Genomic DNA, 26593 nt, shown 5'->3' on the forward strand with positions numbered 1-26593 from the left:
TTGACGTAAGAAGTCAACACTTCGTAAAGAAACGCGTGGAAAAGCTTATTGCTTGCGATTCCTGCACTGGATAAAAATAATATGAGCAAATTCAAAACCCTGATCATCGTCGCAGCTCTGGCAGCCGCCTCGGGCGCGGCTTACACTTATTACAAGTCATCTGACAAAGCTGCAGGTGAGGGGGCTACGGCAAAGGCAGGTGGTAGTGGCCCTGCCGGCGCCGGTGCCGCGCAAAACCGTCCAGTCACTGTCTCCACCATCATTGCACAAAAGCGTGACTATGATGTCAGGATTACTGCCAATGGCGTGGTCACCGCATTGAACACTGTTGATATCCGCCCGCAAGTCAGCAGCACTATCGCCAAGGTACATATCAAGGAAGGGCAGTTCGTCAAAGCCGGTGATGTCTTGTTCACTCTGGATAGCCGTGTCGATGAAGTCAACCTGGCAAAAGCCCAGGCGCAACTCGACAAAGACCTGGCGTCGCTGGCTGACTATCAGCGCCAACTCGCGCGCAACAAGGATCTGGTCAGCAAGAAATTTGTTGCCCAAAGTGTTGCCGACACCAGCCAGACCCAGGTCGATGCCCAACAAGCCGTGATTGCTTCTGACAAGGCTGCAGTGAATGCCGCCCGCGTTGCGCTCAGCTATAACCGCATAGTGGCACCTTCGGCTGGCCGGACTGGCATCATCAGCGTGTTCCCCGGTTCCCTGGTGCAACCTGCGACTGCAACACCGCTGGTCAGCATTACCCAGATGGACCCGGTGGCGATTGCTTTCCCGCTGCCACAACGCAATCTGCCAGATGCGCTTGAAAGCCTGAGGCGCAGCGACAGTTATGTCATGGCCAATTTGCCGGACACGACGGTCAAATTCAAGGGTAAATTACAGTTCGTCGATAATGCCGTGGATGCCGCATCCGGCACGATCAAGGTCAAGGCAGTGTTTGACAACAAGGAACTGAAACTCTGGCCTGGTGCCTATGCCAATCTCGAGCTCAGCGTACAGACTCTCAAAGATGTCGTCGTGGTGCCGCAGGATGCTGTCATCGTAGGCCCCCGTGGCAGTTCCGTCTATATCGTTGATGCCGAAGGTAAGGCCATCATGAAGCCTGTGGTCGTGACCAACAGTTTCGGTAATGATGCTGTTGTTACTGGCCTAGAGGCCGGTTCCAAAGTCGTATTGGATGGCAAACAAAACCTGCGTCCCGGCGCCAGCGTCAAGGAACGTAATGGCGATAGCAAAGAAGGCAAGGGTGACAAAGCAGACAAGGGTGCCAAGGGTGCAGGCAAGGCTGAGTCTTCTGCCAGTGCTTCCGTTAGTGCTTCTTCCAGCGCTTCATCTGCAACGGCTGCGCCTGCTGCATCCACAGCACCAGCAGCCTCAGCCGCGAGCGCATCATGAATTTGTCTGAATTATTCATACGCCGTCCGGTCATGACGGTATTGCTGAACCTGTCCATCGTCGTGGCAGGTGTCCTGGCTTACCGTTACATCCCTATCGCAGCTTTACCGAGTTATAACACGCCGGTCATCAGCGTGAATGCCAATCTGCCTGGTGCCAGTCCTGAGACCATGGCAACCTCAGTGGCTTTGCCGCTGGAAAAGCAGTTTGCTACCATACCCGGCCTGTCCATCATCAGTTCCAGTAATACTCTCGGCTCTACCTCGCTGACACTGGAATTTGACCAGAACCGTAATGTTGATGCAGCCGCTGTGGATGTGCAGGCGGCATTGCTGCGTGCGCAGCGCTCTTTGCCAGTCGATATGACATCACCACCATCGTATCGCAAGGTCAATCCTGCTGATGCACCTGTGTTGTTCATTGCCCTGACATCGCCATCGCTGAGTCTTGCTGAACTGACCAGCTATGCCGAGCATTTGATCTCGCCCAGTTTATCGACGCTCGAAGGTGTGGCCCAGGTAAATATTTTTGGTATCAAGCGTTATGCCGTGCGCATACGCGTCATGCCAGATGCCTTGCAGGCACGCAACCTGACGCTGGATGAATTGTCAGCGTCCATCCGTACCTCGAATGCAAACACGCCAGTCGGTACGCTGGATGGCGACAAGCAGACATTGACGCTGCTGGCCAACAAGCAAATGCAAAGCGCCGCAGAATTTGCCAATCTCGTGGTCAGCAACAAAGGTGGACAAGTCGTGCGCCTGCGTGAAGTTGCCACGGTTGAAGACAGCTACGAGCAAGTCAAAACCAACGCCAATTTTAATGGCGAAAGTTCGATTACCCTGGCAATACAAAGGCAGACTGATGCCAACACCGTCAAGGTGGTCGATTCCATCAAGGCGGCCTTGCCTGGCTTCAAAGCGCAATTGCCAGCTTCCGTCAAAATGAATCTGGTGAATGACAGGTCCATCTCCATTCGTGATGCTTTGCATGACGTGAACCTGACCTTATTGCTGACGATATTCCTGGTGGTGATAGTCATTTTCCTGTTCTTGCGCCGCATGGTCGCAACCATCATTCCGACGCTGTCCTTGCCTGTGTCGCTGGTTGGTTCTATTGCTCTTTTATGGGGCTTTGGCTATACGCTGGATAATGTCTCGCTGCTGGGGCTGACACTGGCTGTGGGCCTGGTGGTCGATGATGCCATCGTCATGCTGGAAAATATCATGCGCCACGTTGAGAATGGCGAACCACCTTTCAAGGCCGCATTGCAGGGTTCGCGTGAAGTGGGCTTCACCATCATTTCGATTTCGACTTCGCTGGTGGCGGTATTCATTCCCATCTTCTTCATGCCTGGCGTCATTGGTCAGCTATTCCATGAGTTTGCCGTCATCGTCAGTCTGGCCATCGTCGCCTCAGCATTCGTTTCTTTGACACTGGTGCCCATGCTGGCCAGCCGTTTTCTGAAAAGTGAGCATGAGCTGAAAGAACCGCCAAAGGCAGTGGCTGCGATGTTGCATGTATTTGAAAGCAGTTTCGATGCGTCCTTGCGTGCTTATACCCGTGGTTTGGACCTGGCATTGCGCCACCGCAAAATGGTGCTGCTGATCGCTCTGGCAACCTTTGCTGCCACGGCCTATCTGTTCAATGTCATCCCCAAGGGTTTCTTCCCCCAAGAAGATATAGGCCAGATCAATGTTTCGACCGAGGCGGCAGAAGAAACTTCTTTCCCAGCCATGGTCAGCTTGCAGGACAGGGTCGCCAAGATCATACGCGATGATCCTAATGTGGCTACTGCAACTTCTTTCAATGGTGGCAGTGGTTCGCAAAATACAGGTCGCATGTTCGTCAACCTGAAGCCACGTGGTGAACGCAAGCCGATGAAGGATGTTGTTGATGGTTTGCGCAAGAAACTCAATGAAGTTCCTGGTATTGCTGTTTTCCTGCGCCCTACCCAAAACTTGCAATTGGGTGGCCGCCCCAGCAAGAGCCAGTACCAATACATCCTGCAAAGTGTGGAAGCTGGTTCACTCAGCGACTGGGCCATCAAGCTGCAAGAAAAACTGCGTACTGACCCCGGTTTCAAGGATGTCACCACAGACTCGCAATTGAAGGGTTTGCAGGCCAGTATCAATATTGACCGTGACCGCGCGAATGCATTGGGCGTGTCCATGGACAGCATACGTTCAGCTCTGTACAGCGCCTTTGGCGAACGTCAGATATCGACGATGTACACCAATGTTGATAGCTATCAGGTCATCATGGAAGTGGCGCCAGATGCGAAGAAAGATGAAAGCGCCATCAATGGCATTTATGTACGCGGTAATACCGGTACTTTGGTACCGCTCTCCAGTATTGCTACCGTCAAACGCACGGTAGGGCCGACCGCCATCAATCACGTAGGGCAATTGCAGGCGGTGACGGTATCTTTCAACCTGGCACCCGGCACAGCCCTGGGCGAGGCGACTAACCGCATAGAAAAATACCGCGATGAAATCAAATTGCCTTCTTCCATTATCACTACTTACGGTGGTGATGCAGCGGTGTTCAAGGATTCTCAATCTGGCCAGGTGATCCTCATCGTTGCCGCCTTGCTGGTGATCTATGTCTTGCTTGGTGTATTGTACGAAAGTTATATACACCCTATCACCATCCTCGCTGGCTTGCCTTCTGCCGCTGTCGGTGCTTTGCTGACCCTGCAGATGTTTGGCGAAGACCTGACCCTGATTGCCACCATCGGTATTTTGCTATTGATCGGTATCGTCAAAAAGAATGCGATCATGATGATTGACTTTGCGCTCGATGCGCAAAGGCATCACAATATGACGCCGCCAGAAGCAATACGTGAAGCCTGCATACAGCGTTTCCGTCCCATCATGATGACCACACTCGCTGCGCTGGTCGGGGCTTTGCCGATTGCCTTGGGCTTGGGTGCCGGTGCTGAATTGCGCCAGCCTCTCGGGCTTGCAGTGGTGGGTGGTTTGATTTTTTCACAGGCAATTACCCTGTTCATTACACCCGTGATTTATCTGGCGCTGGACCGTTTCAGTGGTAGCGGGCCTATCGTTGGTGATGCCTTGCCGGTGAAATGATTGCTGGATTCTGTCCGCAGGCAATCAGCTTGCGGATAGACAGAGATATTTGAACTGCATTCCTGGCGATTGCTTAATTGCAATCGTCTTCCTGCAAATGCTGCCTTAGCTTGAGCAAGCTGCTTTCCAGATTCAGGTAGTCATCTTCGGTATAAGTTTTGAAGCGCTGCTTGCCGGATTGTACGACCTGGGGGAAGATATCATCAAAGGTGGCTTCACCTACAGGTGTCAGTTTGATGAATAACTGGCGGCGGTCATCATTGCCGCGCTCACGTTGCACCAGGCCTTTTTGTTCCAGTCTGTCGAGCACGCCCGTCAGTGTACCTTTGGTGATCAGGGTTTTTTCGCCGAGTTCTTTGCAGGTCATGCCTGGCGTATTGCCCAGGGTAGCGATGATATCGAATTGTGAATGCGTAAAACCAAGCTTGCGCACATTCCTGGCAGAAGCCTGTTCAAATAATTGCATGCACTCCGACAGTAATCGTATGCTGCGCAGGTAACGTTCGCCCATAAATAGTTTGTGAGGATTATGGTGTGATGCGCCGAACGCATCACACCAGGGACTGCAACTAATTCAATAATTAATCAGCCTTGATTGCTTCAACCTGGATAGCCAGTTTTACTTCTGGTGCAAAGCGTGGTGTACCGTAGCTCAGGCCAAAATCAGTACGTTTGAATTCTGCAGATGCATCTGCACCGCAAGCTTCTTTCTTGAACATGGGATGCTGGATACATTTGAATTTATTGATCGTCAGTGTGACTGGTTTGGTCACGCCCAGCAAAGTCAATTCACCGATAACAGCAACTGGTGTGTCGCCATCAAATTTGATGGATGTACCTTTGTAAGTCGCAGTAGGAAATTGCGCAACATTGAACATGTCTTTACCTTTTGCATGTTCATTCATTTTTTCATGGCCAAAATCGAGAGAGTTGGCATCAATAGTGATATCGACAGTGCCGGTTTTTGCAGCGCGGTCCAGTACGATCTTGCCGCTGGTTTTTGTAAACTTGCCGCGCCATACAGAAATGCCCATGTGGTCAGCTTCGAAGCTAGGGTAAGTATGGTTAGGTTCGATGTTGTAAGTCTGGGCAAATGCAGGTGCAGTGCTGATCAACATTGCGGCGGCGATAAGTTTAGCGATTTTCATAGATGACTCCTGAGTGGCGAAAATTTGTTAGCTTAAAAAGGTTTTGGGGTACTTGGTATTACGGGTTTGTTACTACGTGAAACTTGATCTGTACTTCATCGGCAACCATGCCGGTGTCTTTCCATTCACCTTCACCGATATTGAAGGTGAGGCGTTTGATAGGTAGGCTGCCGTCAAACACCTGGCTGTTGCCTTCTTTCTTGACGCTTAAAGGGAAGCTGACATCCACGGTTTTACCCTTGATGCTGAGCTTGCCCGTGACATCAAGCTTGCCTGCCGCACCTGCCTTCATGGATGTAGATACAAAGCTGGCCTTAGGGAAGGCGGCAGCGTTGAACCATTCCTTCTTCAGGACTTCTTTATTGTATTCAGCGTCACCAAGGTCAAAGCTGGCAACCTCAATATCTACTGTTGCTTTGGATGTTTCAGGTTTTGCGCTGTCGTAATCAATGTTGGCCGCAATTTTTTTGAATTTGGCATCAACGGGTACATTCATTTGCTTGAACACAATGTTGACCGTGCTTTTTGCCGCATCCACCTTCAGGGCGGCGGCAATGGCCGGGCTGGCGATCAGCAAGGCGACAGCAGCAGAAATAGCGATTTTTTTCGTGGAATAGGTGGACATACTTGTACCTGCTTAAAAATAAGAAGAATTAACTAAATGGATTAGCCTGGAAAAATTAAAAACGGGGACGCATGCGATTCAAGAGCCCGTCTTTATCGTAGAAATGGTGCTTGAGCGCCGCCGCGACATGCAGTAAGACCAGAACGAACATGACATTATTTAAAATTTCATGCAATTCTTTTAAAGTCCCCTTGATTTCCGGGTTGGGAGCTATTAATACTGGTAATTCGAATAATCCCAGATAGACTACCGGATAGCCCGCTGCCAGGGTGTAAAAATAACCAGACAAGGGCACAGCGAACATCAGTACATACAGCAGGATATGAGTCGCATTCGCCAGCTGGGTCTGGACTTTGCCCATATTCTCAGGGTAAGGCGGTGCCTTGCTCATGAGCCGGGAGATGAGACGTATGGCAACAAAAGCAAGTACCGTTACGCCCAGCCATTTATGGTAGGAGAAATATTGCAACTTGGTCGGGCTGATCCTCATATCAACCATGATATTGCCGAGGATAAAGGCAATGATGATAAGTATGGCAATCAGCCAGTGCAGCGCTATGCTGAAATTGGAATATCTTTGAGTGGCTGCCATGCTTGCTCCTCTGATGAAAGAGATAATTAGTTCGAAGTAGAACTAATATAGCGCAAAAAAAGAAAGTCTGCTGAGAGCCGCCCAATTTTTAAGCGAATATTATGTAAGCAGCTGCTACATTTTGTTTTTGAAACTGAATCTTGCGGCTATACTTTGCCCGGAATTTCCGCGCAACTTGCCATAAAAAATGTTTTTCCCCTGCCATTAAGGCCTTCATTTATCATTGGCTTACTTGCCAATTCATCATATCAATAATGAAACCAGAAATTCCAGAAAAATCCCTAGGTAAACTATTAGTCGATCCTGCCAAAACCGTACTTGGCAACGTAGCAGGTGCCGTCAGTGAAACCACAGGCTTGCTGGACCAGAGCGGGCCATTGAAACCTGGCACAGGTCTGGCTAGTGGTGTACTGGCATTGACGCTGGCATTCCTGTGTTTGCTGGGTGTGATTGCCTTTCACTTTCCACAGTATCTGACTACACCTGAATTACGCAAAAATTATTCGCCTGATGTGATCAGGCATATTTTGTTCGCTGCCCTGGTCTTGTCAGGCGTGATCAGTTTATTGAATATACTGTTCAACCGCCGTCGCGGCTTGAATGCGGTAGCCGCCGCCCTGGTGATTGCCGCCGTGGCCTACGGTGGATCGCATGTGCCTGTGGCTGATTTTCCTGATCATACGCCGTATATAGGCCTGGACTGGTTCATTCTCGATTTGCTGGGCTCGACCATCATCTTTGTTGTTATAGAAAAAATCTTCCCACTGTACAAGGGGCAGTTGATTTTCCGTCGTGAGTGGCAAACCGACATGGTGCATTTTGCCGTCAATCACTTCATCGTCGGCCTGGCCTTGTTAACTGTCAATTTCGCGATACACCGCCTGTTTGGCTGGATGGCACATGATAGCGTGCGCGACTTTGTGCAGTCTATCTGGTTCTTCCCGCAATTACTGCTGTGTATATTGACTGCCGACATGGTGCAGTACTGGACCCACCGCGCCTATCATGAGATTCCTTTCCTGTGGCGCTTCCATGCCGTCCATCATTCAGCCAAAACCATGGACTGGCTGGCCGGTTCGCGTCAGCATATCCTGGAGTTGATCTGCACCCGCGTAGGCGTGCTGGGTGCCTTGTATGTGCTGGGCTTTGACAAGACTGTCATGGACGTTTATATCATCGTGGTCGGCTTCCAGGCTGTATTCAACCATGCGAATGTGCATCTGCCATGGGGCCCGGTCAAGTATGTGATCGTCACACCTGATTTTCATCACTGGCACCATTCATCAGATGATGTGGCGATAGACAGGAACTATGCGGCTCACTATGCTTTCCTTGATCATCTGTTTGGTACAGCAATCAAAGGGCAAAAAGGCTTCCCTGAGAAATATGGCGTGCAGGGTGACTACATGCCGGACGGCTTCGTGAAACAACTGATGTTCCCGTTCCGTTCGCAGAAATAAGTTGTGTGAATCAAGACCATTAACCACAGAGGCACCGAGACACAGAGAAAGGCTAGAGAAAAACATGCAAGTTAGCTTTGATATTTTTGGGGCTTTCTTCGATTTTCTCTGTGCTACCTCCGTGTCTCGGTGCCTCTGTGGTGAGCCTTTTGGTCTTTAAACCTTAAATCGCTTTCGCCAATTTCGCTGCAATACCGGTGTAGTTCGCCGGTGTCATTGCCAGCAGCAAATCTTTTGCATCGCGCGGGATTGCCAGGCCTTCAACAAACTCTTGCAAGGCGGCTTTGGTGATGCCTTTGCCGCGTGTCAGTTCTTTCAATTGCTCGTAAGCGTTTTCTACTGCATAACGGCGCATCACGGTTTGTACCGGCTCTGCCAATACTTCCCAGGTCGCATCAAGGTCTGCAGCCAGGCGCTCTGGATTGGTTTCCAGCTTGTTCAGTCCGCGCAGGCAACTGTCGTAAGCCAGCAAGGTGTAACCAAATGCCACGCCGATATTGCGCAAGACGGTAGAGTCCGTCAGGTCACGCTGCCAGCGGGACACCGGCAATTTTTCTGACAGATGACGCAGCAGCGAATTCGCCAGACCCAGGTTGCCTTCAGAATTTTCAAAGTCGATAGGATTGACTTTATGTGGCATGGTGGAAGAGCCAATTTCACCTGCCTTGGTTTTTTGCTTGAAATAACCGACAGAGATATAACCCCAGATGTCGCGGTTCAAGTCCAGCAAGATAGTGTTGGCGCGTGCGAAGGCATCAAACATCTCGGCCATATAATCATGCGGCTCGATCTGTATCGTGTAAGGATTATAGGTCAGGCCCAGGCGTTGCTCGACGACGTTTTTGGAGAAGCTTTCCCAGTCATGCTGCGGGTAGGCAGACAGGTGAGCATTGTAGTTGCCTACTGCTCCATTCATCTTGCCCAGAATTTCTACCTGTTCTATACGCTTGATGGCGCGCTGCAGACGTGCAACGACGTTGGCCATTTCCTTGCCCAGGGTAGTTGGGCTGGCTGTCTGGCCATGGGTGCGGGACAGCATAGGCACTTCAGCATTTGCATGCGCGATTTCTGTCAGCTTGCTGATCAGCCTTTGCAGTGCTGGCAGCATCACCTCATTACGCGCTGTCTTCAGCATCATACCGTGAGAAGTATTGTTGATGTCTTCAGAAGTGCAGGCAAAGTGGATGAATTCGCTGGCAGCAACCAGCTCAGGCACATCCTTGACTTGCTCTTTGAGCCAGTATTCAACCGCCTTGACGTCATGGTTGGTGACGGCTTCGATTTCCTTGATGCGTTGCGCATCTGCTTCAGAAAACCCGGCAACGAGTTTATCGAGCAAGGCATTTGCTGCCGGGGAAAAAGCCTTGATCTCATCGAAACCGGCTTGTGACAAAGCTTGCAGCCAGGACACTTCAACTTTAACGCGATGATGCATGAAGCCAGCTTCAGACAAGGTGGCGCGCAAGGCATCCACTTTGCTTGCATAACGACCGTCGAGTGGAGAGAGAGCAGAGAGTGAGGATAGGGACATGATGGACTATAGAGATGGAATGACAGAAAGCCTTGCGCAAAAAACAACAAAAGTGTAGATTTTGCAAATAACCATGATTTGGCAAAAATTTACAATTGTTGTGCAAATACAGTTTTTTTTGCACCGAATACGCGATTTTACCATTTGAATGCGTTCAAATTATAGAATCGTAGTGATGTTGCTGCTCCGCACGTCAGCCCGGCAGGCATGGGTTTACAGGCTGGCGATGCTATAATCCGCGCTAAACCTACTACCAGATTCCTATGAAACTTATTGGCTCCACCACTAGTCCTTTTGTCAGAAAAGTCCGCGTTGTCATGGCGGAGAAAAAACTTGATTACGTTTTTGTGCAAGAAAATGTGTGGGCAACAGACACCACAATACAGCAATCAAATCCCCTAGGAAAAGTACCCTGTCTCTTGATGGAAGACGGTGGTGCCATGTTCGATTCGCGCGTCATTGTCGAATATATAGACACTCTGACACCAGTCGGCAAGCTCATTCCTTCGCAAGGCCGTGAACGTGTGGAAGTTAAATGCTGGGAAGCCCTGGCAGATGGCATCATGGATGCCGCCATTCTGGTACGTCTGGAAAAGACCTTGCGCCCGGCTGAACAGCAAAGCCAGGAATGGATAGACAGGCAAATGAGCAAGGTGCATGCGGGTTTGAAATCCATGTCCAGCGGCCTTGGTGATACCGCGTTTTGTACCGGCAATCACCTGACCCTCGCTGATATCAGCGTAGCTTGCGCACTGGGCTGGCTGAGCTTCCGCTTCCCTGAGATAGACTGGCGTGGCGATTACCCTAATCTGGCTAAATTATTTGATAAATTGTCTGAGCGCGCTTCTTTCAAAGACACTTTGCCGCAATAAGCTCATCGCTCTGCAAGCAAGCGGGGTTTAAAGCAAGCAAATTCAAAATCAAAAGGGATGTAGCGCGAGCTACATCCCTTTTGATTTGTCTGGCCTCATTGAGCGCCAGACGCAAGCAGGTAGACCTTTACTCCTCGCTGGACATTTGCGACTGCAAGTAATTCTGGATACCGATTTTCTCTACCAGCTCCAGCTGCGTTTCCAGCCAGTCTATATGTTCTTCCGTATCCTCAAGGATCATCTGGAACAGGTCGCGTGAGACATAATCACCAACGGCCTCGCAAGTGGCGATGCCTTCCTTGACGGTCTTTTGCGCGGCAACTTCCAGCTTCAGGTCGCAACGCAGCATCTCCAGTGTGTCTTCACCTATCATCAGCTTGTGCAATGCCTGCAGATTTGGCAAACCACCGAGCATGAGGATACGGTCGATGAGCTTGTCAGCATGCTTCATTTCGCCGATAGACTCTTCATATTCCTTCTTGGCTATTTTTTCAAAACCCCAATGCTTGTACATGCGTGCATGCAAAAAATACTGGTTAATCGCACTCAATTCATTGGTGAGTTGCGCATTAAGCAGTTTGATGACTTTCGCGTCGCCTTTCATGGCTTTCCTTCCTGTGGCTATGGATATTGTTGGTGAGGTGTTTGCTGATGAGCTTTACGCTTGCAGGCTTTTATCACATGATAGATCATTCAGTGGCAGTTGCAAAACGAAGATGACCTGCATCACTGAATTAGCGTGATTCAATGCTTGAAGAAGACAATTCCTCACTTGATTGAGGTCACGAAGCGCAATTATTCTCATTTAGTTTTCTGATTACCTGAGAAAAAATCGGTGTACTTGCAGGGGCTTTGGCTCGCTTTCTCTTCCCCATTTTTTTGAAAATCAGCGTTCTGATATTCTAATTTTTGTGGTGGAGCCATCAGTGAATAACATGGCGCTGCTTCGAGTTTTTTTATTTCCTGGATTTTACTACAACGATTATCACAGCATTTTTCCCCATCAGCAAATTGCTCGTAACTACTCTGATATTTCAGGGTATGGAAAGTCAGATATCTGCCAGATGAATAAGCGGATGAGATTGGCAGTTTATAATGTGCGCTTGCAAAGAAGCGCAAGTCCCACCATCAACAACGAAGTAAACTTTGCGCTTGCTCAGAATTAAACAGTGGCCGGAAAATGCTTTCCAGAGTACGGTTCTGACATTTCTTCAAATTTAAGCTTCTACACGACATGAACTCATTTTCCCGCTTTTTATTTTCTTCAATGCTGCTTATTTCTACCAATGTCTTTGCGGACGTTTATAGATGCGTCGACACAGCGGGCAAGATTTCCTACAGTCAGAATCCCTGTCGTGACGCAAAGAATCTTCAGCAAAAAGTGAATATCAATATAGCTACGCCCGCAGTTTCGCCTGATGCTCAGAAAAATGAACAGAGCCTTGCCAGGAAAAACGAAGAATTCAAACAGAGAAGAGCTCTAAAAAATGATTATGAAAGTTGCCTGGCCAGTAAAGTCAGTCCTGTTTGTATTGGCCCAAACGAAATCGCAACCCGGAGAACTATAGTGCGATAGAGCAGCCATTCTGCGACATTGATCTCCATGATGACTATGGGCGGGTAATTTGTCGCAATATTTTTTGTGTTTTTAAGAGAGTAAGTGGGACTTAACTATTCTCTTATTTCAAATTGCTGCGATGGAATTTGCGATAGTGTTATACTGGCATTGTTAATCTGATAATTTTTAAAAATCCGTTCAAATCATTCTGAAAATATTGTGCGCTTATGATTTGAGTGCTCGGAACTCTTCCTTTGCAATAGTCTGAAAGGATCTGATAGTGCAATACAGTGCCATTGCTTCATCATCCCCCTCATCTTCAAATGCAGAGCCGGCAAAGCTTCGCCGTATGAACACCCCACGCCTGGTCTTTGCTTCGGCGCTACTTGTCATGCTGACGACTTCATGCGCGCAAAGCCGTGATGCACCCGCACAGGGAAATAATTCTTCGGGTACTGCCTCTTCCTCAACTTCTATCGCCAACAAGAAATCTATGGAAACCAATTATCAAAATGCATCTCCCGAGGTACCGCAAATGACTGCCGGGGAAATCAGCAAGCGTATGCTGGACCTGATAGGCAAGATCAAGACAGCCGAAGATTTTTCTGCCAAAAATCTGGAGTTGGCGACTGGCCTCAAGGTTTACTTTGATCCGGTAAATTCCAGGGAGTATGGGACTGGCGCAAAAATTACCGATACCTGGTTTTTTAATATTACCGTGATCTTAGGCAGCAAAGACAGTGAGCGTAGTCGTTTGCTATTTTCCTTCGATGATCAAACTCATAGCCACGCCGATATGACCCCGATCTGCAAAGTTGATTTTGAAGCCTATGCAAAACGACTGAATGAACTTGGCTTTCAACAAAAACCTGTTTATGGCGAACATGGCCGTCTTGGTACATGGCGTTTCTCACGTGATGAAATTGTGATTCATGTAGATATTCGTGGAGAAAGCAAAGAAAGGCCAAATCACGATTGCGTCTCCATGATTACCATTAGCGCTTAAGATGGATGCCATATGACCGGACCAAATGACAAACCCAGCGTGGCGTCACCAACTGCTGAGCAAAAGCTTGATCAGATCATCAAGGACTTCGGTAATGCCAACAAGACTGCGAATAATAATCCCGGCGATGACCTGGCCAAGGTTCTCGACGCCTCTCCCGATTTGAAGAAACGTATCCTCGATTCTGTCGATAAAGGCTACTTAAGTAAATTTCAGGCCCTGCCGCCCAACTCCGGTACTGGCGGCTCGTATGACCCGAGCGCAAAAGCCATCAATGTACCGATGGATGTGCTCAAAGGTGCTGACACCAATCCACGCGACAAGGCCGAGTTGATTTTTGTGATGGGCCATGAAATCCAGCATTCTTTCAATGCCGCAGCGACCAAAAAGATAACGCAGGATTTCGTCGATGGCACCACGACACTGGCAAAGAGCAAGGCATCGCCACACGACTATACCAGGCTGACCGAAGATTTCATCCAGTCATCCCGTAAAGATGAAGCTTCCGCGCATATCGGAGGATTCAATGCGACTGTTTCGCAAGCCAGAAAAGACAATCCCGATGCGACCCTCAAGGACATCTACAACACCTCCCCAGGGCGTATGAAGGATTTCATTGACGTGACTGGCGTCCGGCCAAATCTTGGTTATGCGATGAAGCCCGGCTTGACTGCCGATGCAGATATGACCATGTCCTTCTCGAAGGAAAATGTCGCTGCCATGGGCAAGTATTACTTTGATAAACCAGGAAACGTTTCTCGTCTTGGGTCAAATCATAATCTCGATTACACCAACTTCTACGGTAGTTGGGCAGTCAATGTCGCGGGTAACAATGAAAAGGTATTTCAGGATTTTTATCACAAAACTGACAAGAAATACGCCACCCCGGAAGTGCAGTTCGACATGAAGCGAATGGGCTTGCAACAAGACCTGATCAATCAGAATGTAAAATTTTCAGACAACAAAGCCTTCTCTTATGTCGATACCAGCGATGGCAAGAAGCAGCCTGCAACTTTCGATCCGAACGCGCATCCTAATCCTGCTCCTCCTGCTCCTCCTGCAAGTCCTGTCACCAGCCATGCATTGGCGAAGGATATCAAACTTGATCTGCCTGACGGAACGTCAGTCCCGCTGAACTCGTCGAAGGCCGTGCCCATGCCGCCTGCCAAGGACAGCGCAGACCTGCTCATGGGCGACGACACGCCGTCCAGCCGTTTGCTCAGGAGTGTGCCTGAATCACTTAAAGTTGCTCAAGCCAAACCGGGGTAAGCTCAAAAAATAATGCAGGTAAATGCGACAAGCGTGAGGGCTATAGCAAAGCGCTTGCTCTATCACCTAGTGAACTGTAACAGTGAAAATCGGAGTGCCTGCCATGTGCGCGACGATCATGGCTGCGTTGCAAATACTCGCGATAGCCCCGCTATCGCTGTGTTTTGCATCTTGCCCTGATGCGCCGGGCACATGTCCTTCACTCTCGATTTCACTGTTACAGTCCACTAGTGGGATGTGGGTCAATGTTTCCGGCTACTGGAACTACCCCCAGTTCCTTTCACCGAAATCCTTGCATCTTTTAACCTGGTACTAGCGTTGATTACTTGTGCAGTGACATTCCTTTTACTGCTTTGTCTATCGCTTTTTTTGGCCCACGTAAAGCCAGTCCTACCAGATTCATGTTCGCCGGATCTTCTTCAGCAAACACCTTGCGGTTGGCCTCATCATGGCCGGTGGAGAACATGGCGAACACGTAGGGCAATACCGTAATATCCCGGGCAAGGCCCACCTGATGCGCAGCTTGTAAGCCTGCAAGCTCAGCCTCGAAAATCAGTATGGGCTGGCCGAACATTTTTCCGTAGGAATGGCCGTTGGCATCGATATATGTTTCCCCCATGACCTCTGGGGCTGCAAATGCTATACCGGTCGCCAGGAAGGTGACTACGTTCATGCGTTGCCAGGCAGGCAGATCATTGCGGATAATGATGGCTACTTTGGTATCAAACATCAGGCACTCCTTTGAGTAAAACAATATGATAGAAGTGCGCTGCATGCTCAGTCTGTAAGATTTGTGCACTGTCGTTGATAGTCAGCCGGGGTGAGACGGTATGCGCGCCTGAACCACAAGCCCATATGGCTTTGATCGGCGAAACCAACTTCTGACGCGACTTCTGCCGCTGTTTTTCCTGATACTAACAAAGCCCTTGCGACACGCAGGCGCAGTCTTATCAGGTAGGCATGGGGCGACTGACCAAAGGCACGCTTGAGTTGTCGGGTCAGGCGAAAGCGGTCTATCCCGGAATGCGCCGCCAGCTCGTCCAGCCCGATATTGTCCGGCATCATCGCATGAAGATAGTCGCGGACACGTGCCATTTCGTTATTGGAGTCTTGTTTGCTTGATAGTGGACGTCTGCACAGATGACTCGAGAGCAGTGAGATCAGATGATCCAGGCTTTCGTCCCGCGCCAGGCGACCTTCAGTAAAGTGGATGGACTGCCATGCACGCATAATCATGGTGCTTAGTATGGCGTCATCCGCCAATGTATGCCGGAATGCACCTTGCAGCGACGAGGCGTCTCCCAGGTCCAGTCGCTGGGTCATGCCATTCACCCAGGTTTGAGGAAGATACAGCATGGCGTAGGTGAAGCCATTCCGCTCAGGTGCATGGCCGTCATGTACAGCACCGGGTTCAATCAGTATGGATCGCCCGCGAACGCTGGTATGTACTGAACCATGACAATTGAAGCGCTGTATTCCTTGTTGTGTGACGCCAACCAGCATTTCGTCGTGATCATGTGCATCGTAAGCATGCCCATGGAAATGCGCATGGACGCTTTCTATCCCTGTGTCCGGGTCTCTGCGGATACGTATCCAGTCAGCACTGTCGTCATCTGGCTGCATGCCTGATCTCCAGTTAATTCAATCTACAGATCAAGATACCATAGTCCGGCAGTTGAAAAGAGATGCAAAGTTTTTCCGATTTGACAGGAGGAACTTTATCTACAGCCAGTGCATAGATTCCGGCAGAAATAAAAAAAGCCAGATCGCGCAATTGCCGCAATCTGGCTTGTCCCGGGGAGGGGATTTTTTAGCTGCTCAGCGAGAAGCTGATCGTTGCCGTAGCAATCACGGTCAGGGCTTTGCCATCTTCGAGATAAGGTTTGAAAATGGCGCGCAGGATTGCTACTTTGGCGGCTTCGTCGAGGCGGTTCGAGCCGGATGATTTTTGCACGTCGACTTTTTCTGCCTGGCCTTTTTCATTGACGAGTACACGCAAGGTTACTTTGCCTTCTTCGCCCATGCGTCTGGACATGGCTGGATAGTCTGCCTGCGGCGCGCGCACATATTCAACGGCGCTGATTTGTTTTGGCTGTGCCGGAGCGGCTGGTGCCGGGGCAGTTTCCACTTTTGCTGCTACTGGTGCAGGTTGTGGTGCAGGAGGAGCTGCCTGTGTCGTAATCTGATGTACATCGGCCGGTATTTCTACCGCTGGAACAATGTGCGGAACCACAGGTACGGGTACTTGCACCGTCGTCAGCTTTTTCAGGGGGACGGGCTTGGGTGGTGGTTCTGATTTTACTGCAGGTGGCTCGACAAAAGTCATGACGACTTCTTTGGGCAGCATTTGCACCGCATGCGTCAGCAGACCATGTTGCAGGGCATAAAACAGGGCCAGGTGCGCCGCGACAATGGCAGCAAGCGACAGGATACGGGATTTGGGGGCAGTAAAGTCTTGTGGGGCTTGTTGTAGGGTGAGTGCGGACATGGTAAACCTCACGCAGTGATGGCGTTGGGCTGGAAGTGTAGTTGTTGAATGAAATTCTGAAAGCCGGATGCATTATTGCTTTGCTCATCCAGGCACTGGCGCATAACTTTGCGTGCACAACCTGCGCATTTGCCGCAGCAAGTGCCTACATCGAGTTGCTCGCGCAGTTCGGCCATCGTGCTGGCACCCATTGCGACAGCCTGATGAATTTTCTTTTCCGATACATTATTGCAAACACATACAATCATGAAGCTACTCCACTAATGCAGATTTTTTACCGGTGAAGGCCAGTAACCAGCCCAATTTGCGCAATCTGGTTTTTTGCGCTGCCTTCTTTTCTACCAGGCTGGCCCATTGTTCGGATAATTGCTGGCAAGTAGCTTTGAGCACAGGTGCCAGATCCGGCAAATTCGCCAGCGCATTCAAATGTCTTTCTATGACTGATGCCAGCCTGGTGCTGGCTTGCTCAGCCTCTTCCTGCGTTGCACTATTCGTGCTGTTGACTGTGTAATGCGACATCAGGTGCAATACCGCAGAAACCAGCAGTTCAGGCTGCTTGGATGTGGCAGTCAAACCCGATAATTCCTCGTTCATCAGCGTTCCACCCGGCATGTCCAGTCTCCAAGTATGATCAGCGTTTCAGGCTGTCAATATCAGCTTGTTCAGCTGCGTAATGCGCAGTCGGTAAATGCGACCCGCATGATCAATTTCCAACTCACGCTTTTGCTGCATCAAGTCACCGCTCTTGATACGCGGCACTTCTTTGGGAGCATGATTCGTTGCAACAGCTTTTCTTGTCGCTACTGCTGCATCGGACAGATCAGCATCCTGGTGAATAGCATCATTTGTAGTCATATTTTACCTTGCAAATCTAAACGATAACAATTCTTATTTAGATTATTGAATATTCGAACATGTTTGGCAAGTGTTTTTTATTGATATTCATCAGTTCAAGGTTTACTTTGGCTCTGCTCATTAAAGTGGCAAACTAAATACGCAGGAGAATTGGCTTGAAAGCAATGCTTTAGGCAAATGCTGACTGCTTCTATTTCTATATATGAGGGAGCTTGAGCTGCTTACCCAGGCATGATCCGGTATGGAAATGTCTGGGCAAGTGTCTGAGATGCAGTGCTGTGGGAGGGCCGTTCTGGGTGTTTGGGTGCTCGGGTGTCTACGGCCTATATTATTTGGCAGGATGTTCAGCCATGGCTTCACCCATGCTGATCGCCCTGGCAGGAGACCAGGCCGGGTTGAACTCCACCGTCCCTTTGGGGAAGAGCATGACCACGGTTGAACCAAGCAGGAACCTGCCCATTTCCTCGCCCTTTTTCAGCTTGATTTGCTGGTCATCGTAACGCCACTCGCGCACCTCGGCACTGCGTGGCGGGTTGACGATGCCATGCCAGGTAGTGGCCATGCTGCCAACGATGGTAGCACCCACCAGTGTCAGCACAAAAGGACCAAAGGCGGATTCAAATACGCATACCACGCGTTCATTGCGGGCAAACAAGCCGGGTACGCCGCGCGCCGTGGTTGGATTGACCGAGAACAATGCCCCTGGCACATAGATCATGCGTGTCAGGCGGCCATCGCAAGGCATGTGGATGCGATGATAGTCGCGTGGACTCAGGTACAAAGTGGCAAAGCTGCCATCTTCAAACAGGGAGGCCAGTTGGCTGTCGCCACCAACCAGGGCAGTTGCACTATAGCTATGCCCTTTGGCCTGGAATATCTGGTCTTTTTGTATAGGTCCGAACTGGCTGATAGCGCCATCGACAGGACATAACAGGGCGCTGCTGGCGAGAGGGCGGGCACCTTCCCGCAGTGGGCGGGTAAAAAATTCATTGAAGCTGGCGTAGCTGCTGATGTCTGGATTGGCAGCCTCCTGCATATTCACATTGTATTTGCCGACAAACCAGCGTATCAGGCTGGTGGTGAGCTTGCCTGCCTTGGCATTGGCAACTTTGCCAGCGAATATAGTCAGCGCCTGTTTTGGCATTAAATATTGGGGCAGGACGGCAAGGCGATCGGACACGGCGACTCACTTTTCAAAATGTACAGGAAGGCGATTATAACGTTGAGCGGGCAAAAGCCTGCTGTTTCTGCGCTAATCGCAGACGCATCGTGATAAATTGTTTCTCCTGAGCTAAGGTTTTTGCAAATGAGGGGGGCGTATGCTATCGTCAATAGAAATACTTATTATTGCGTCCCCATGTCTGATGATAGCCAGCTAATTGTGATTGATCAGATCCGGATCGGAATGTTCATCAAACTCGACCTGAGTTGGTTCCAGCATTCTTTTCCGATGAATTCGTTCAAGATCACCAGTCAACATCAGATTGACGACCTGATCGCGCTCAAGCTCAAGCATGTACGTTATATCCCGTCCAAGTCTGATCCTGTCGCTGCCAAGCCGCTTAATACTCCCCAGGCCGCACCTGCCAGCTTGCCCGATGCCGCACCCAAAAAGGTGTACGCCAGCATCATGGATGCCAAGCGTGCCCGATTTGAAAAACTGCAAAAGCAGCGCGATGAAATCGCCCGCTGTGAAGAAAAATTCGTGCAGGCTGCCAGCGTGGTCAAAAATATCAACCGCCTGATTTTTTCCAGACCCAAAGAAACCATCGTCGAAGCAGGCAAGCTGGTCGATAGCATGTCAGAAGTGCTACTCAGCGGCAACGACACCGTCATGCACCTGATACAACAGACAGCGGGCAATGAGGAATTGTATTTTCATACATTGAATGTTTCTGTGCTGGCGATGATGCTGGCCAATGAAATGAAATGCAGCGATGAAATGATCAGGGAAATAGGTATTGCCTCTCTGTTTCATGATCTGGGCAAGGTCAACGTGCCTGAGCATATCGTTAACAAGACCGAGCCACTGACCAGGCCCGAGCAAAATTTCTTTGAGCTACATCCTGAATATGGGGTTGAGGTTGGCAAGAAGGCAGGCTTGCAACCAGTGGTGCTGGACGTGATTGCCCAGCATCATGAATTCATGGATGGTAGCGGCTACCCTCGTCAGTTGAAGGGAGGCGCAATCAGCATGCATACGCGTATTGTGACGATCGCCAATGTGTACGATAATTTGTGCAATCACAATGACCCCAAGCAGTCATTGACCCCGCATGAAGCCTTATCGACCATGTATGCACACAGGCGTTCACAGTTTGATGCTGCCATCATGGCTACCCTGGTGAAGAGCCTGGGGGTATATCCACCTGGTACTCTGGTCAGATTATCAAATGAGGCCGTTGGTCTGGTCATGAACGTGAATGTAGGCAAGCCCTTGCGGCCACGCGTGCTGGTGTATGACGCCGAGATTCCCAAGGAAGATGCAATCATTCTGGATCTCGCAGAAGAGAGTAAGGAATTATCCATCAATGCCAGCATCAGGCCAGGTCTATTGCCCAGGGCAATCTTCAATTACCTGAATCCGCGCAAAAGGGTTAATTATTATTTTGACTCACAATCGAAGAAAACACAGGGTGGCCCTATACCAGGCCAGAAATAGCAGAAATGACCGACGCCGGCATGTCACAGTCAGTATCCGTATTGAGTCATGGATTACTGCGTCATATCATCAACCATAGTCGCGAAGCGATTCTGGTCGTGGATATGCAGCGTATGGTCTTGGTTGATGCCAACCAGCTGGCCTGCATGATGCTGGCCTATACGCGTGATGAATTGCTGGGTTTGCCACTGGCAAATATCGAGTGCTCCTTGCAGGATGTGTTTTTTTGGGAAGCATTGCGGGCAGATGCGCAGGCCGAGGGCAGGGCTATTGCCGAGAGTGAATGGATCAACCACCACGGCATTTCTTTTCCCGTCGAAAAGCGCGTTTCGACTTTCATTGATGGCGGCAATGAGTTTTTCATCATCCATGCCGAAGACATTACTCACAGGCGCGAGCTGGTCGATGGCCATGTGCACCTGGTGGCGCAATTGCAAAGCTCGCTTGATGCAACCGCCGAAGGCATCCTGTCGATAGACTTGAATGGCAATGTCGTGAACATCAACCAGCGCTTTTCTTCGATGTGGCAATTGAAGGATGAATTACTGGCTTCCAGAGACGAGGCGCAGATGTTTGCCCACCTCAAGAATGCGCTTCAGGATGCCGATGATTTTTTTGCCAGTCTGGAAAAAATCAGGGAAGACCCGAATCTGGAAACCGAAGATTTGATGACGCTGAAAGACGGGCGCTATTTTATCTGTGTGTCCAAACCAGAATTCATGCGCGACAGGCGGGTAGGGCGGGTTTTCAGTGTGCGCGATATTACACAGATGAAAGAAGCAGAGTGCAGTCTGGTGGCAGCCAGGGATGCAGCTGAGCGCGCCAGCAAGGAAAAATCACGCATGCTGGAAGCGCTGCTGATCAGTGAGTCACGCCTGCGCCGCCTCGTCAATTCCAGCCTCATCGGCATCATGCAGGGTAATCTCAGTGGCAGACTGACCGAAGCCAATGATGTCTTGTTGCAACTGGTTGGTGTCCAAAGACGCGAATTTGTCGAGTCTGGCATGAGCTGGCTGGATACGACGACAGAAGAAAGTCACACCCTGCACAAGAATGCCATGGCAGAAATTCGTCTGCATGGGCAGGCCAGGCCTTATGAAGGTGAATTGATACGCAAGGATGGCGAGCGCATTCCTGTCATGGTGGGCCTGGCGCAACTCGAGGGCTCGCTGGAAGAATGGGTGGGTTTCGTGCTCGACCTGACTGAGCAGCGCAAGGCAGACCGCATCAAGTCTGAATTTATTTCTGTCGTCAGCCATGAGTTGCGCACGCCGCTGACTTCAATACGCGGCGCATTGGGTTTGCTCGAGAGTGGGGTTGCCGGTGAGCTGACTGCCAAGACCATGCAACTCATCAAGGTTGCCCACAGGAATTGCCAGCGCCTCGGTGTGCTGGTCAACGATATCCTGGACATGGAAAAACTGGCCTCTGGCAAAATGGTCATCAATATAGAGCGCTTCGACCTCGTAGCCGTAACCAGGCAGGCAATAGAAGCCAATGCCGGTTATGCCCAGGCCCTGAATGTACGCTACTGCTTCACTGGCCACCCGGAAAACGCCTGGGCCATGGGCGACAATGTACGCGTCATGCAGGTATTTGCCAATTTGCTGTCGAACGCCGCCAAGTTTTCCCCGAATGGGGCTGAAGTGCAAATCCGTATCACCGACAACTCCGGTATCTATAAAGTCGAAGTGGAAGACCACGGACAAGGCATACCTGAGGCCTTCAGGGAGCAGATATTCAAGAAATTTGCCCAGGCAGACGGCACCAACACCCGGCAGCAAGGCGGTACCGGCCTCGGTTTGAATATCACCAAGACCTTCGTCGAGAAAATGGGCGGTGAAATCGGCTTTGAAACTGAAGAGGGCAAGGGCAGCATATTCTGGTTTACCTTACTGGCCTCAGCGCACCGTCGCCACGACAGATAGTCTTGAGTTTTTGACTTCACACCTTATCTCCTCATTGCATACACCCAGCCTGTTCATTGGTATATCCAAGGCAAGGTTTTAGCTAATTGCATGGTAGTTAAAATCTATTGGATATTTAAAATTCATAGTGATATGCTTCTTGCCGTTGTGGACATATTGTTCACCTTGTTACGTCATCAGGAGAATTTAATGAAAACTGTAGGTCAAAAACTCGACGCATTCAAAGTTCCAGCAGCCAAGCCAGGCTTCAATCATCATGAAGAAAACGGCGTCTCCGCATTTGAAGACATCACCGAAGCTTCCTTCCCTGGCAAATGGAAAATCATTTATTTCTACCCAAAAGATTTCACTTTCGTATGCCCAACTGAAATCGTTGAATTTGCCAAGCTCGCTAACGACTTTGCAGACCGCGATGCAGTCTTGATGGGTGGTTCTACCGATAACGAATTCTGCAAACTGGCATGGCGCCGTGAACACAAAGACCTGGACAAACTGAACCACTATGCGTTCGGTGATGCAACCGGTTCTTTGGTAGACATGCTGGGTGTACGCGATGTTAACGCCGGTGTTGCCCTGCGCGCGACTTTCATTGTTGATCCTGACAATGTCATCCAGCACGTTTCTGTCAATAACCTGAACGTTGGCCGTAACCCAACAGAAATCCTGCGTATTCTGGATGGTCTGCAAACAGACGAACTGTGCCCATGCAACCGTACAGTAGGCGGCGCAACTCTGTAATTCAGAGAGCGCATGCTGTAGATGTAAAATAAACCCGCTACGGCGGGTTTTAAAACCACTTTTTGATAGGTAAATACTATGGAATTCTTGAATTTAATTAAAAGTCGTATCCCTGATTACGCCAAGGATATCCGTCTGAACATCGATGGCACTATCGCCCGCTCCAGCCTTGAAGGCAATGATGCAGTAGGCGTGGCACTGGCAGCAGCCTTTGCAGCAAAAAGCACTGTGATCATTGAAGCCATCAAATCCAGTGGCGCAATCACGCCAGAAGAAATCAATGCAGCGCTGACAGCAGCGGCTTTGATGGGCATGAATAATGTCTGGTATCCGTATGTAGAAATGGCTGACGACGCCGACCTGAAAACCCAGGCTGCCCAATTGCGCATGAATGCCTATGCAACCAATGGTGGTGTGGATAAACGCCGCTTCGAGATGTACGCCTTGTCGGCTTCCATCATCGGCAAATGTCATTTCTGCGTGAAATCGCATTATGAGTTGTTGAAGAAGGAAGGTATGTCGACCACGCAGTTGCGGGATGTGGGCAGGATTGCAGCAGTTGTGAATGCAGCGGCGCAGGTTATTTCTGCTGAGACTGTGTAATTCGCAAAGCGTAGTTTTGTGCCACGAATCTCTAAGCCGCTTGCAAGTTGCGCGGTGGAGAAGGTTGGGATGAGGATGGGGTTCTGTCGCTCAACGGCAATCACATTATCGTCGCTCCAGCGTAGGCTGGAGCCCAGTGGCGTTGGTTGCATACTTTTGTCGTATGTAAAACGATTATCCTTCGTGGATATAAGCCGGGTCTCGGCCCGGCGGCCGAATTCCTTTCTTTGCTTCGCCAAAGAAAGGAATCAAAGAAAGGCGACCCAGGCGTCGTCGCCCCTACGGGGGTTCCCATTTGTGCAGTACAAAAAATGGGAAAGTCCGAAAACTCGCCTGCGGCTCAAACATCGGCCTTTCTCTTTCCATTTTCTGTACTGCACAAATGGCGCCGACACATGGGAGTTGCTAAATTCAAAAGCAACCCCAAAGTCAAACCCAACAGCAACCCCGGTTCGACCACACTTCAAATCACCGCAGTCCCCTACCGAGACTTCCTCTTTAAGATCCCCAGCACTACAACCAGCAATAACGCCGGCAATAAAAACGGCGAGAAAATCATCAAAAACAAGCCGCCTATCAGCACCGCAAAACCCACCAGCAAGAACGATACCCCCGCAATCACCAGCCCAGCCATGATCATGGCAAAGACGATGGCGATCAGTGCCACGGCGATGCCGCCTATGGAAAAACCATTGTCAGAAAAAATATCAAAATCATCCGGGCTCCAGTCCAGGTTTAAATCGATGGGGCTGTCCATGACATACCAGATGACGAGCAAGAGTATGCAAAACGCAGTGAAACGGGCGGATGATTTTTGGTCTGACATGGCTGGCTTGTTCCTCGCTTATTACTGCTTATTTACCAACTTATTTTTCAACTTACTTTCCAACATTGATGAAGGGGATAGCTCCACCAGTCGTTGTTGGCAAACGTCCATCCCATTTTTCTATGGCCTTGGCCTGGTTCTCGGTTTCACGCAGGCGCAGCAGTTCTGGTGTGACTTGCTGTCTTTGCAAGGCCAGGGCTTCTGCTTCGGCACGGGCGCGGGATACTTTTTGTTTGGCTTCGACTTCTATCCTTTGCAGGTCGCGCTCGGCCTTCATCTTCAGTTGATCCGCCGTGGTCTTGGCTTCAATCGCTTCATTGAAAGTGCGGCTGAAGTTGAAGTTGACGATGGAAAATTCATCAACCACCAGGCCATGTCTTGCCATGCGCTCTTTCAGGGCAAGAATGATTTCATCGCGCACTTGTGAGCGGCGTGAGATCAGTTCTTCTGCGGTGAAGCGGGCAGTAACGGCCTTGACTGCTTCTTGTACGCTAGGGATGATGATGCGCTCGCCAGGTTCATTGCCAAGATCGCGGAAAACCGAGACCACTGCATCTGGCCTGACGTGATAGTTGATGGCAATCTTGGTGTGCACGGTTTGCAAGTCCTTGGAGGCTGCATCACCGTCACCTTCACCTTTTTGTATGGCGACGGAGACTTTTTGCATTTTCTGGGCGATAGGCCATACCCAGTGTATGCCTTCACTGTAAACCTCATCCGAAGGTTTGCCAAATGTTGTCAGCACACCGCGATGACCAGCGGGGATAGTCGCGAAAGGGTTGAGTATGATCAGTACCAGCAAGACGATCAGGCCGACCGCAAATTTGGGGAAGAGACTACGCATGATTTTTTAATCTCAGGGAGTGAAAACACCCGCAGTATAGGTGTTTTTTACATAAGTGTTCCCGGTAATCGGAGGGCGAAACTACCGCTTATTTTGCGTCCTGTTTTTACTTGCTGTTAGTTTGCATAAATTGCCGCAAACGCTGCTTCGCCCACGCGATGATAAGCGCGGTACATGCCTTCGGTATTAAAGGGCAGGACAATATTGCCAAGCCGGTCTATGCCTATGATGCCACCCTGGCCTTCATACATTGGTAGTTTATCCATGACGACATTATTGGCAGCCTGCTCCAGGCTTAGTCCCAGGTATTGCATTTGCGCAGCAATATCATGCAGCGCCAGGCTGCGCATGAAGGCCTCCCCCGTGCCCGTCGCAGACAGGGCAGCGGTCTGGTTATCGGCATAACAGCCGGCACCCAGCATAGGCGTGTCACCCACACGGCCAGGTAGTTTATTGGTCATGCCACCTGTCGAAGTGGCGGCAGCGAGGTTACCGTGTGCATCCAGCGCAACGGCACCTACCGTGCCAAATTCTTTATCAGGATCAAGTGGTGCGGGTTCTGAAACTGAAGTCAGCAAATTCGCTGCATCGTGATCCAGCAGCACACCAGACTCTTGCCGGGTGCGTTGCAATTGCGCGTAGCGCTCTTCGGTATAAAAGTACGATGGGTCTTCGAATTGCAGGCCATGCTGGCGCAAGAATTCTTCTGCGCCTTTGCCTACCATCAAGACATGCGGGCTGTGCTCCATGACGGCTCTGGCAGCGCGAACGGGATTGCGCACCTGCTGTATGCAAGCCACGGCACCTGCACGGCGGGTTTTGCCATCCATGATGGCGGCATCCATTTCCATGGTGCCAGCATTGGTGAATACGGCACCTTTGCCTGCGTTGAAAAGCGGACAATCTTCCAGCAGACTGACGGCCAGGCACACGGCATCAAGCGCACTGCCGCCTTGTGCCAATACTTCATTACCCGCAGTAACGACAGACCGCAATGCTTCCATATAGCGAGCTTCCTGTTCCGCTGTCAGGCTGCTGCGCAGGATAGTGCCGGCACCACCGTGGATGGCGATAGCAGCAGGTGCGGCCATC

28 protein-coding genes are annotated in these 26593 nt (G+C 50.2%); 12 read left to right on the plus strand and 16 right to left on the minus strand.

The annotated features are described in order from the left end of the window. Positions 1-81 precede the first annotated feature (81 nt). A complete protein-coding gene (locus UNDKW_RS04710) occupies positions 82-1404 on the plus strand; it encodes an efflux RND transporter periplasmic adaptor subunit (RefSeq protein WP_162057777.1) in 1323 nt (440 codons plus the stop codon). Further along, positions 1401-4496: an efflux RND transporter permease subunit gene (locus UNDKW_RS04715; protein ID WP_162057778.1), complete on the plus strand. Its 3096-nt coding sequence runs from the start codon at positions 1401-1403 to the stop codon at positions 4494-4496. Before UNDKW_RS04710 ends, UNDKW_RS04715 begins: the two co-directional genes overlap by 4 nt. Before the next feature lie 73 nt (positions 4497-4569). Here UNDKW_RS04715 and UNDKW_RS04720 read toward each other — a convergent pair whose 3' ends face one another. The 4 genes from UNDKW_RS04720 to UNDKW_RS04735 all read right to left on the minus strand — a co-directional run bounded on the left by UNDKW_RS04720 (position 4570) and on the right by UNDKW_RS04735 (position 6861). Then, positions 4570-4962, minus strand: coding sequence for a MarR family winged helix-turn-helix transcriptional regulator (locus tag UNDKW_RS04720; RefSeq protein ID WP_232063236.1), 393 nt, complete (start codon positions 4960-4962; stop codon positions 4570-4572). Between the two features lie 115 nt (positions 4963-5077). Continuing rightward, positions 5078-5644 (minus strand): YceI family protein, encoded by a 567-nt coding sequence (locus UNDKW_RS04725; RefSeq protein WP_162057780.1) that lies wholly within the window; start codon positions 5642-5644, stop codon positions 5078-5080. A 58-nt stretch (positions 5645-5702) separates the two neighbouring features. Continuing rightward, the gene (locus UNDKW_RS04730) at positions 5703-6269 is read right to left on the minus strand and encodes a YceI family protein (RefSeq protein ID WP_162057781.1); all 567 of its coding nucleotides are present in this window, start codon (positions 6267-6269) and stop codon (positions 5703-5705) included. Between the two features lie 55 nt (positions 6270-6324). Further along, on the minus strand, positions 6325-6861 hold the full coding sequence (locus tag UNDKW_RS04735) for a cytochrome b (protein ID WP_162039983.1): 537 nt from the start codon (positions 6859-6861) through the stop codon (positions 6325-6327). A gap of 254 nt (positions 6862-7115) precedes the next feature. Here UNDKW_RS04735 and UNDKW_RS04740 point away from each other — a divergent pair, with 254 nt between their 5' ends. Then, positions 7116-8321: a sterol desaturase family protein gene (locus tag UNDKW_RS04740; RefSeq protein WP_162057782.1), complete on the plus strand. Its 1206-nt coding sequence runs from the start codon at positions 7116-7118 to the stop codon at positions 8319-8321. Positions 8322-8484: 163 nt separating this feature from the next. Here UNDKW_RS04740 and purB read toward each other — a convergent pair whose 3' ends face one another. Further along, the gene (gene purB / locus UNDKW_RS04745; protein ID WP_162057783.1) at positions 8485-9852 is read right to left on the minus strand and encodes an adenylosuccinate lyase; all 1368 of its coding nucleotides are present in this window, start codon (positions 9850-9852) and stop codon (positions 8485-8487) included. A 263-nt stretch (positions 9853-10115) separates the two neighbouring features. Here purB and UNDKW_RS04750 point away from each other — a divergent pair, with 263 nt between their 5' ends. Next, positions 10116-10724, plus strand: coding sequence for a glutathione S-transferase (locus UNDKW_RS04750; RefSeq protein WP_162057784.1), 609 nt, complete (start codon positions 10116-10118; stop codon positions 10722-10724). Positions 10725-10851: 127 nt separating this feature from the next. Here the strand turns inward: UNDKW_RS04750 and bfr are convergent, their stop codons facing one another. Then, on the minus strand, positions 10852-11328 hold the full coding sequence (bfr, locus tag UNDKW_RS04755; protein WP_162039987.1) for a bacterioferritin: 477 nt from the start codon (positions 11326-11328) through the stop codon (positions 10852-10854). 322 nt (positions 11329-11650) lie between these two features. On the opposite strand from bfr, the gene UNDKW_RS04760 reads away from it, so the two are divergent. The 4 genes from UNDKW_RS04760 (at position 11651) to UNDKW_RS04775 (ending at position 14557) form a co-directional block, all read left to right on the plus strand. Then, positions 11651-11890 carry a hypothetical protein gene (locus UNDKW_RS04760; RefSeq protein WP_162057785.1) on the plus strand — a complete coding sequence of 80 codons (240 nt, stop codon included), beginning with the start codon at positions 11651-11653 and terminating at the stop codon, positions 11888-11890. A gap of 68 nt (positions 11891-11958) precedes the next feature. Then, positions 11959-12300: a DUF4124 domain-containing protein gene (locus UNDKW_RS04765; protein ID WP_162057786.1), complete on the plus strand. Its 342-nt coding sequence runs from the start codon at positions 11959-11961 to the stop codon at positions 12298-12300. Between the two features lie 331 nt (positions 12301-12631). Next, on the plus strand, positions 12632-13288 hold the full coding sequence (locus UNDKW_RS04770) for a hypothetical protein (protein ID WP_162057787.1): 657 nt from the start codon (positions 12632-12634) through the stop codon (positions 13286-13288). 12 nt (positions 13289-13300) lie between these two features. Next, positions 13301-14557: a hypothetical protein gene (locus UNDKW_RS04775; protein ID WP_162057788.1), complete on the plus strand. Its 1257-nt coding sequence runs from the start codon at positions 13301-13303 to the stop codon at positions 14555-14557. A gap of 322 nt (positions 14558-14879) precedes the next feature. On the opposite strand, the gene UNDKW_RS04780 is transcribed toward UNDKW_RS04775, so the two are convergent. From UNDKW_RS04780 to asd, 7 genes are all read right to left on the minus strand, one after another. After that, positions 14880-15287: a DUF2000 domain-containing protein gene (locus UNDKW_RS04780; protein WP_162057789.1), complete on the minus strand. Its 408-nt coding sequence runs from the start codon at positions 15285-15287 to the stop codon at positions 14880-14882. A gap of 47 nt (positions 15288-15334) precedes the next feature. After that, positions 15335-16180 (minus strand): AraC family transcriptional regulator, encoded by an 846-nt coding sequence (locus UNDKW_RS04785; RefSeq protein ID WP_162057790.1) that lies wholly within the window; start codon positions 16178-16180, stop codon positions 15335-15337. Positions 16181-16367: 187 nt separating this feature from the next. After that, the gene (locus tag UNDKW_RS04790; RefSeq protein ID WP_162057791.1) at positions 16368-17045 is read right to left on the minus strand and encodes an energy transducer TonB; all 678 of its coding nucleotides are present in this window, start codon (positions 17043-17045) and stop codon (positions 16368-16370) included. Between the two features lie 8 nt (positions 17046-17053). Then, on the minus strand, positions 17054-17236 hold the full coding sequence (locus tag UNDKW_RS04795; protein ID WP_370529086.1) for a hypothetical protein: 183 nt from the start codon (positions 17234-17236) through the stop codon (positions 17054-17056). Between the two features lie 61 nt (positions 17237-17297). Beyond that, on the minus strand, positions 17298-17639 hold the full coding sequence (locus tag UNDKW_RS04800) for a hypothetical protein (protein ID WP_162057793.1): 342 nt from the start codon (positions 17637-17639) through the stop codon (positions 17298-17300). A 45-nt stretch (positions 17640-17684) separates the two neighbouring features. Continuing rightward, the gene (gene hemP, locus UNDKW_RS04805; RefSeq protein ID WP_162057794.1) at positions 17685-17900 is read right to left on the minus strand and encodes a hemin uptake protein HemP; all 216 of its coding nucleotides are present in this window, start codon (positions 17898-17900) and stop codon (positions 17685-17687) included. A gap of 328 nt (positions 17901-18228) precedes the next feature. Further along, positions 18229-19080, minus strand: a complete 852-nt coding sequence (asd, locus tag UNDKW_RS04810; protein ID WP_162057795.1) for an archaetidylserine decarboxylase — start codon at positions 19078-19080, stop codon at positions 18229-18231. Between the two features lie 177 nt (positions 19081-19257). Between asd and UNDKW_RS04815 the strand changes: the two genes are divergently transcribed. From UNDKW_RS04815 to UNDKW_RS04830, 4 genes are all read left to right on the plus strand, one after another. Continuing rightward, positions 19258-20562, plus strand: a complete 1305-nt coding sequence (locus UNDKW_RS04815; protein WP_255431531.1) for an HD-GYP domain-containing protein — start codon at positions 19258-19260, stop codon at positions 20560-20562. A 5-nt stretch (positions 20563-20567) separates the two neighbouring features. Continuing rightward, positions 20568-22490, plus strand: coding sequence for a PAS domain-containing sensor histidine kinase (locus UNDKW_RS04820; RefSeq protein WP_162057797.1), 1923 nt, complete (start codon positions 20568-20570; stop codon positions 22488-22490). A gap of 189 nt (positions 22491-22679) precedes the next feature. Then, complete coding sequence (locus UNDKW_RS04825; protein ID WP_162040000.1) at positions 22680-23228, plus strand: peroxiredoxin; 549 nt, start codon at positions 22680-22682, stop codon at positions 23226-23228. A 78-nt stretch (positions 23229-23306) separates the two neighbouring features. Further along, on the plus strand, positions 23307-23831 hold the full coding sequence (locus UNDKW_RS04830; protein ID WP_162057798.1) for a carboxymuconolactone decarboxylase family protein: 525 nt from the start codon (positions 23307-23309) through the stop codon (positions 23829-23831). Positions 23832-24312: 481 nt separating this feature from the next. Here UNDKW_RS04830 and UNDKW_RS04835 read toward each other — a convergent pair whose 3' ends face one another. From UNDKW_RS04835 to UNDKW_RS04845, 3 genes are all read right to left on the minus strand, one after another. After that, entirely contained in the window at positions 24313-24657 is a 345-nt protein-coding gene (locus UNDKW_RS04835) for a hypothetical protein (protein WP_162057799.1), read from the minus strand. 52 nt (positions 24658-24709) lie between these two features. Continuing rightward, complete coding sequence (locus tag UNDKW_RS04840; RefSeq protein WP_162040003.1) at positions 24710-25501, minus strand: prohibitin family protein; 792 nt, start codon at positions 25499-25501, stop codon at positions 24710-24712. A gap of 116 nt (positions 25502-25617) precedes the next feature. After that, positions 25618-26592, minus strand: a complete 975-nt coding sequence (locus UNDKW_RS04845; protein ID WP_162057800.1) for an isoaspartyl peptidase/L-asparaginase family protein — start codon at positions 26590-26592, stop codon at positions 25618-25620. Position 26593 lies beyond the last annotated feature (1 nt).

Source organism: Undibacterium sp. KW1, assembly GCF_009937955.1.
Lineage (GTDB): Bacteria > Pseudomonadota > Gammaproteobacteria > Burkholderiales > Burkholderiaceae_D > Undibacterium.

Excerpts from the sequence above, each read along its gene's own strand:
- UNDKW_RS04710 (WP_162057777.1), top strand. The coding sequence starts at position 82 with ATGAGCAAATTCAAAACCCTGATCATCGTCGCAGCTCTGGCAGCCGCC.
- UNDKW_RS04715 (WP_162057778.1), top strand. The coding sequence starts at position 1,401 with ATGAATTTGTCTGAATTATTCATACGCCGTCCGGTCATGACGGTATTG.
- UNDKW_RS04720 (WP_232063236.1), bottom strand. The coding sequence starts at position 4,962 with ATGCAATTATTTGAACAGGCTTCTGCCAGGAATGTGCGCAAGCTTGGT.
- UNDKW_RS04725 (WP_162057780.1), bottom strand. The coding sequence starts at position 5,644 with ATGAAAATCGCTAAACTTATCGCCGCCGCAATGTTGATCAGCACTGCA.
- UNDKW_RS04730 (WP_162057781.1), bottom strand. The coding sequence starts at position 6,269 with ATGTCCACCTATTCCACGAAAAAAATCGCTATTTCTGCTGCTGTCGCC.
- UNDKW_RS04735 (WP_162039983.1), bottom strand. The coding sequence starts at position 6,861 with ATGGCAGCCACTCAAAGATATTCCAATTTCAGCATAGCGCTGCACTGG.
- UNDKW_RS04740 (WP_162057782.1), top strand. The coding sequence starts at position 7,116 with ATGAAACCAGAAATTCCAGAAAAATCCCTAGGTAAACTATTAGTCGAT.
- purB (WP_162057783.1), bottom strand. The coding sequence starts at position 9,852 with ATGTCCCTATCCTCACTCTCTGCTCTCTCTCCACTCGACGGTCGTTAT.
- UNDKW_RS04750 (WP_162057784.1), top strand. The coding sequence starts at position 10,116 with ATGAAACTTATTGGCTCCACCACTAGTCCTTTTGTCAGAAAAGTCCGC.
- bfr (WP_162039987.1), bottom strand. The coding sequence starts at position 11,328 with ATGAAAGGCGACGCGAAAGTCATCAAACTGCTTAATGCGCAACTCACC.
- UNDKW_RS04765 (WP_162057786.1), top strand. The coding sequence starts at position 11,959 with ATGAACTCATTTTCCCGCTTTTTATTTTCTTCAATGCTGCTTATTTCT.
- UNDKW_RS04770 (WP_162057787.1), top strand. The coding sequence starts at position 12,632 with ATGAACACCCCACGCCTGGTCTTTGCTTCGGCGCTACTTGTCATGCTG.
- UNDKW_RS04775 (WP_162057788.1), top strand. The coding sequence starts at position 13,301 with ATGACCGGACCAAATGACAAACCCAGCGTGGCGTCACCAACTGCTGAG.
- UNDKW_RS04780 (WP_162057789.1), bottom strand. The coding sequence starts at position 15,287 with ATGTTTGATACCAAAGTAGCCATCATTATCCGCAATGATCTGCCTGCC.
- UNDKW_RS04785 (WP_162057790.1), bottom strand. The coding sequence starts at position 16,180 with ATGCAGCCAGATGACGACAGTGCTGACTGGATACGTATCCGCAGAGAC.
- UNDKW_RS04790 (WP_162057791.1), bottom strand. The coding sequence starts at position 17,045 with ATGTCCGCACTCACCCTACAACAAGCCCCACAAGACTTTACTGCCCCC.
- UNDKW_RS04795 (WP_370529086.1), bottom strand. The coding sequence starts at position 17,236 with ATGGGTGCCAGCACGATGGCCGAACTGCGCGAGCAACTCGATGTAGGC.
- UNDKW_RS04800 (WP_162057793.1), bottom strand. The coding sequence starts at position 17,639 with ATGAACGAGGAATTATCGGGTTTGACTGCCACATCCAAGCAGCCTGAA.
- hemP (WP_162057794.1), bottom strand. The coding sequence starts at position 17,900 with ATGACTACAAATGATGCTATTCACCAGGATGCTGATCTGTCCGATGCA.
- UNDKW_RS04815 (WP_255431531.1), top strand. The coding sequence starts at position 19,258 with ATGTCTGATGATAGCCAGCTAATTGTGATTGATCAGATCCGGATCGGA.
- UNDKW_RS04820 (WP_162057797.1), top strand. The coding sequence starts at position 20,568 with ATGACCGACGCCGGCATGTCACAGTCAGTATCCGTATTGAGTCATGGA.
- UNDKW_RS04825 (WP_162040000.1), top strand. The coding sequence starts at position 22,680 with ATGAAAACTGTAGGTCAAAAACTCGACGCATTCAAAGTTCCAGCAGCC.
- UNDKW_RS04830 (WP_162057798.1), top strand. The coding sequence starts at position 23,307 with ATGGAATTCTTGAATTTAATTAAAAGTCGTATCCCTGATTACGCCAAG.
- UNDKW_RS04835 (WP_162057799.1), bottom strand. The coding sequence starts at position 24,657 with ATGTCAGACCAAAAATCATCCGCCCGTTTCACTGCGTTTTGCATACTC.
- UNDKW_RS04840 (WP_162040003.1), bottom strand. The coding sequence starts at position 25,501 with ATGCGTAGTCTCTTCCCCAAATTTGCGGTCGGCCTGATCGTCTTGCTG.
- UNDKW_RS04845 (WP_162057800.1), bottom strand. The coding sequence starts at position 26,592 with ATGGCCGCACCTGCTGCTATCGCCATCCACGGTGGTGCCGGCACTATC.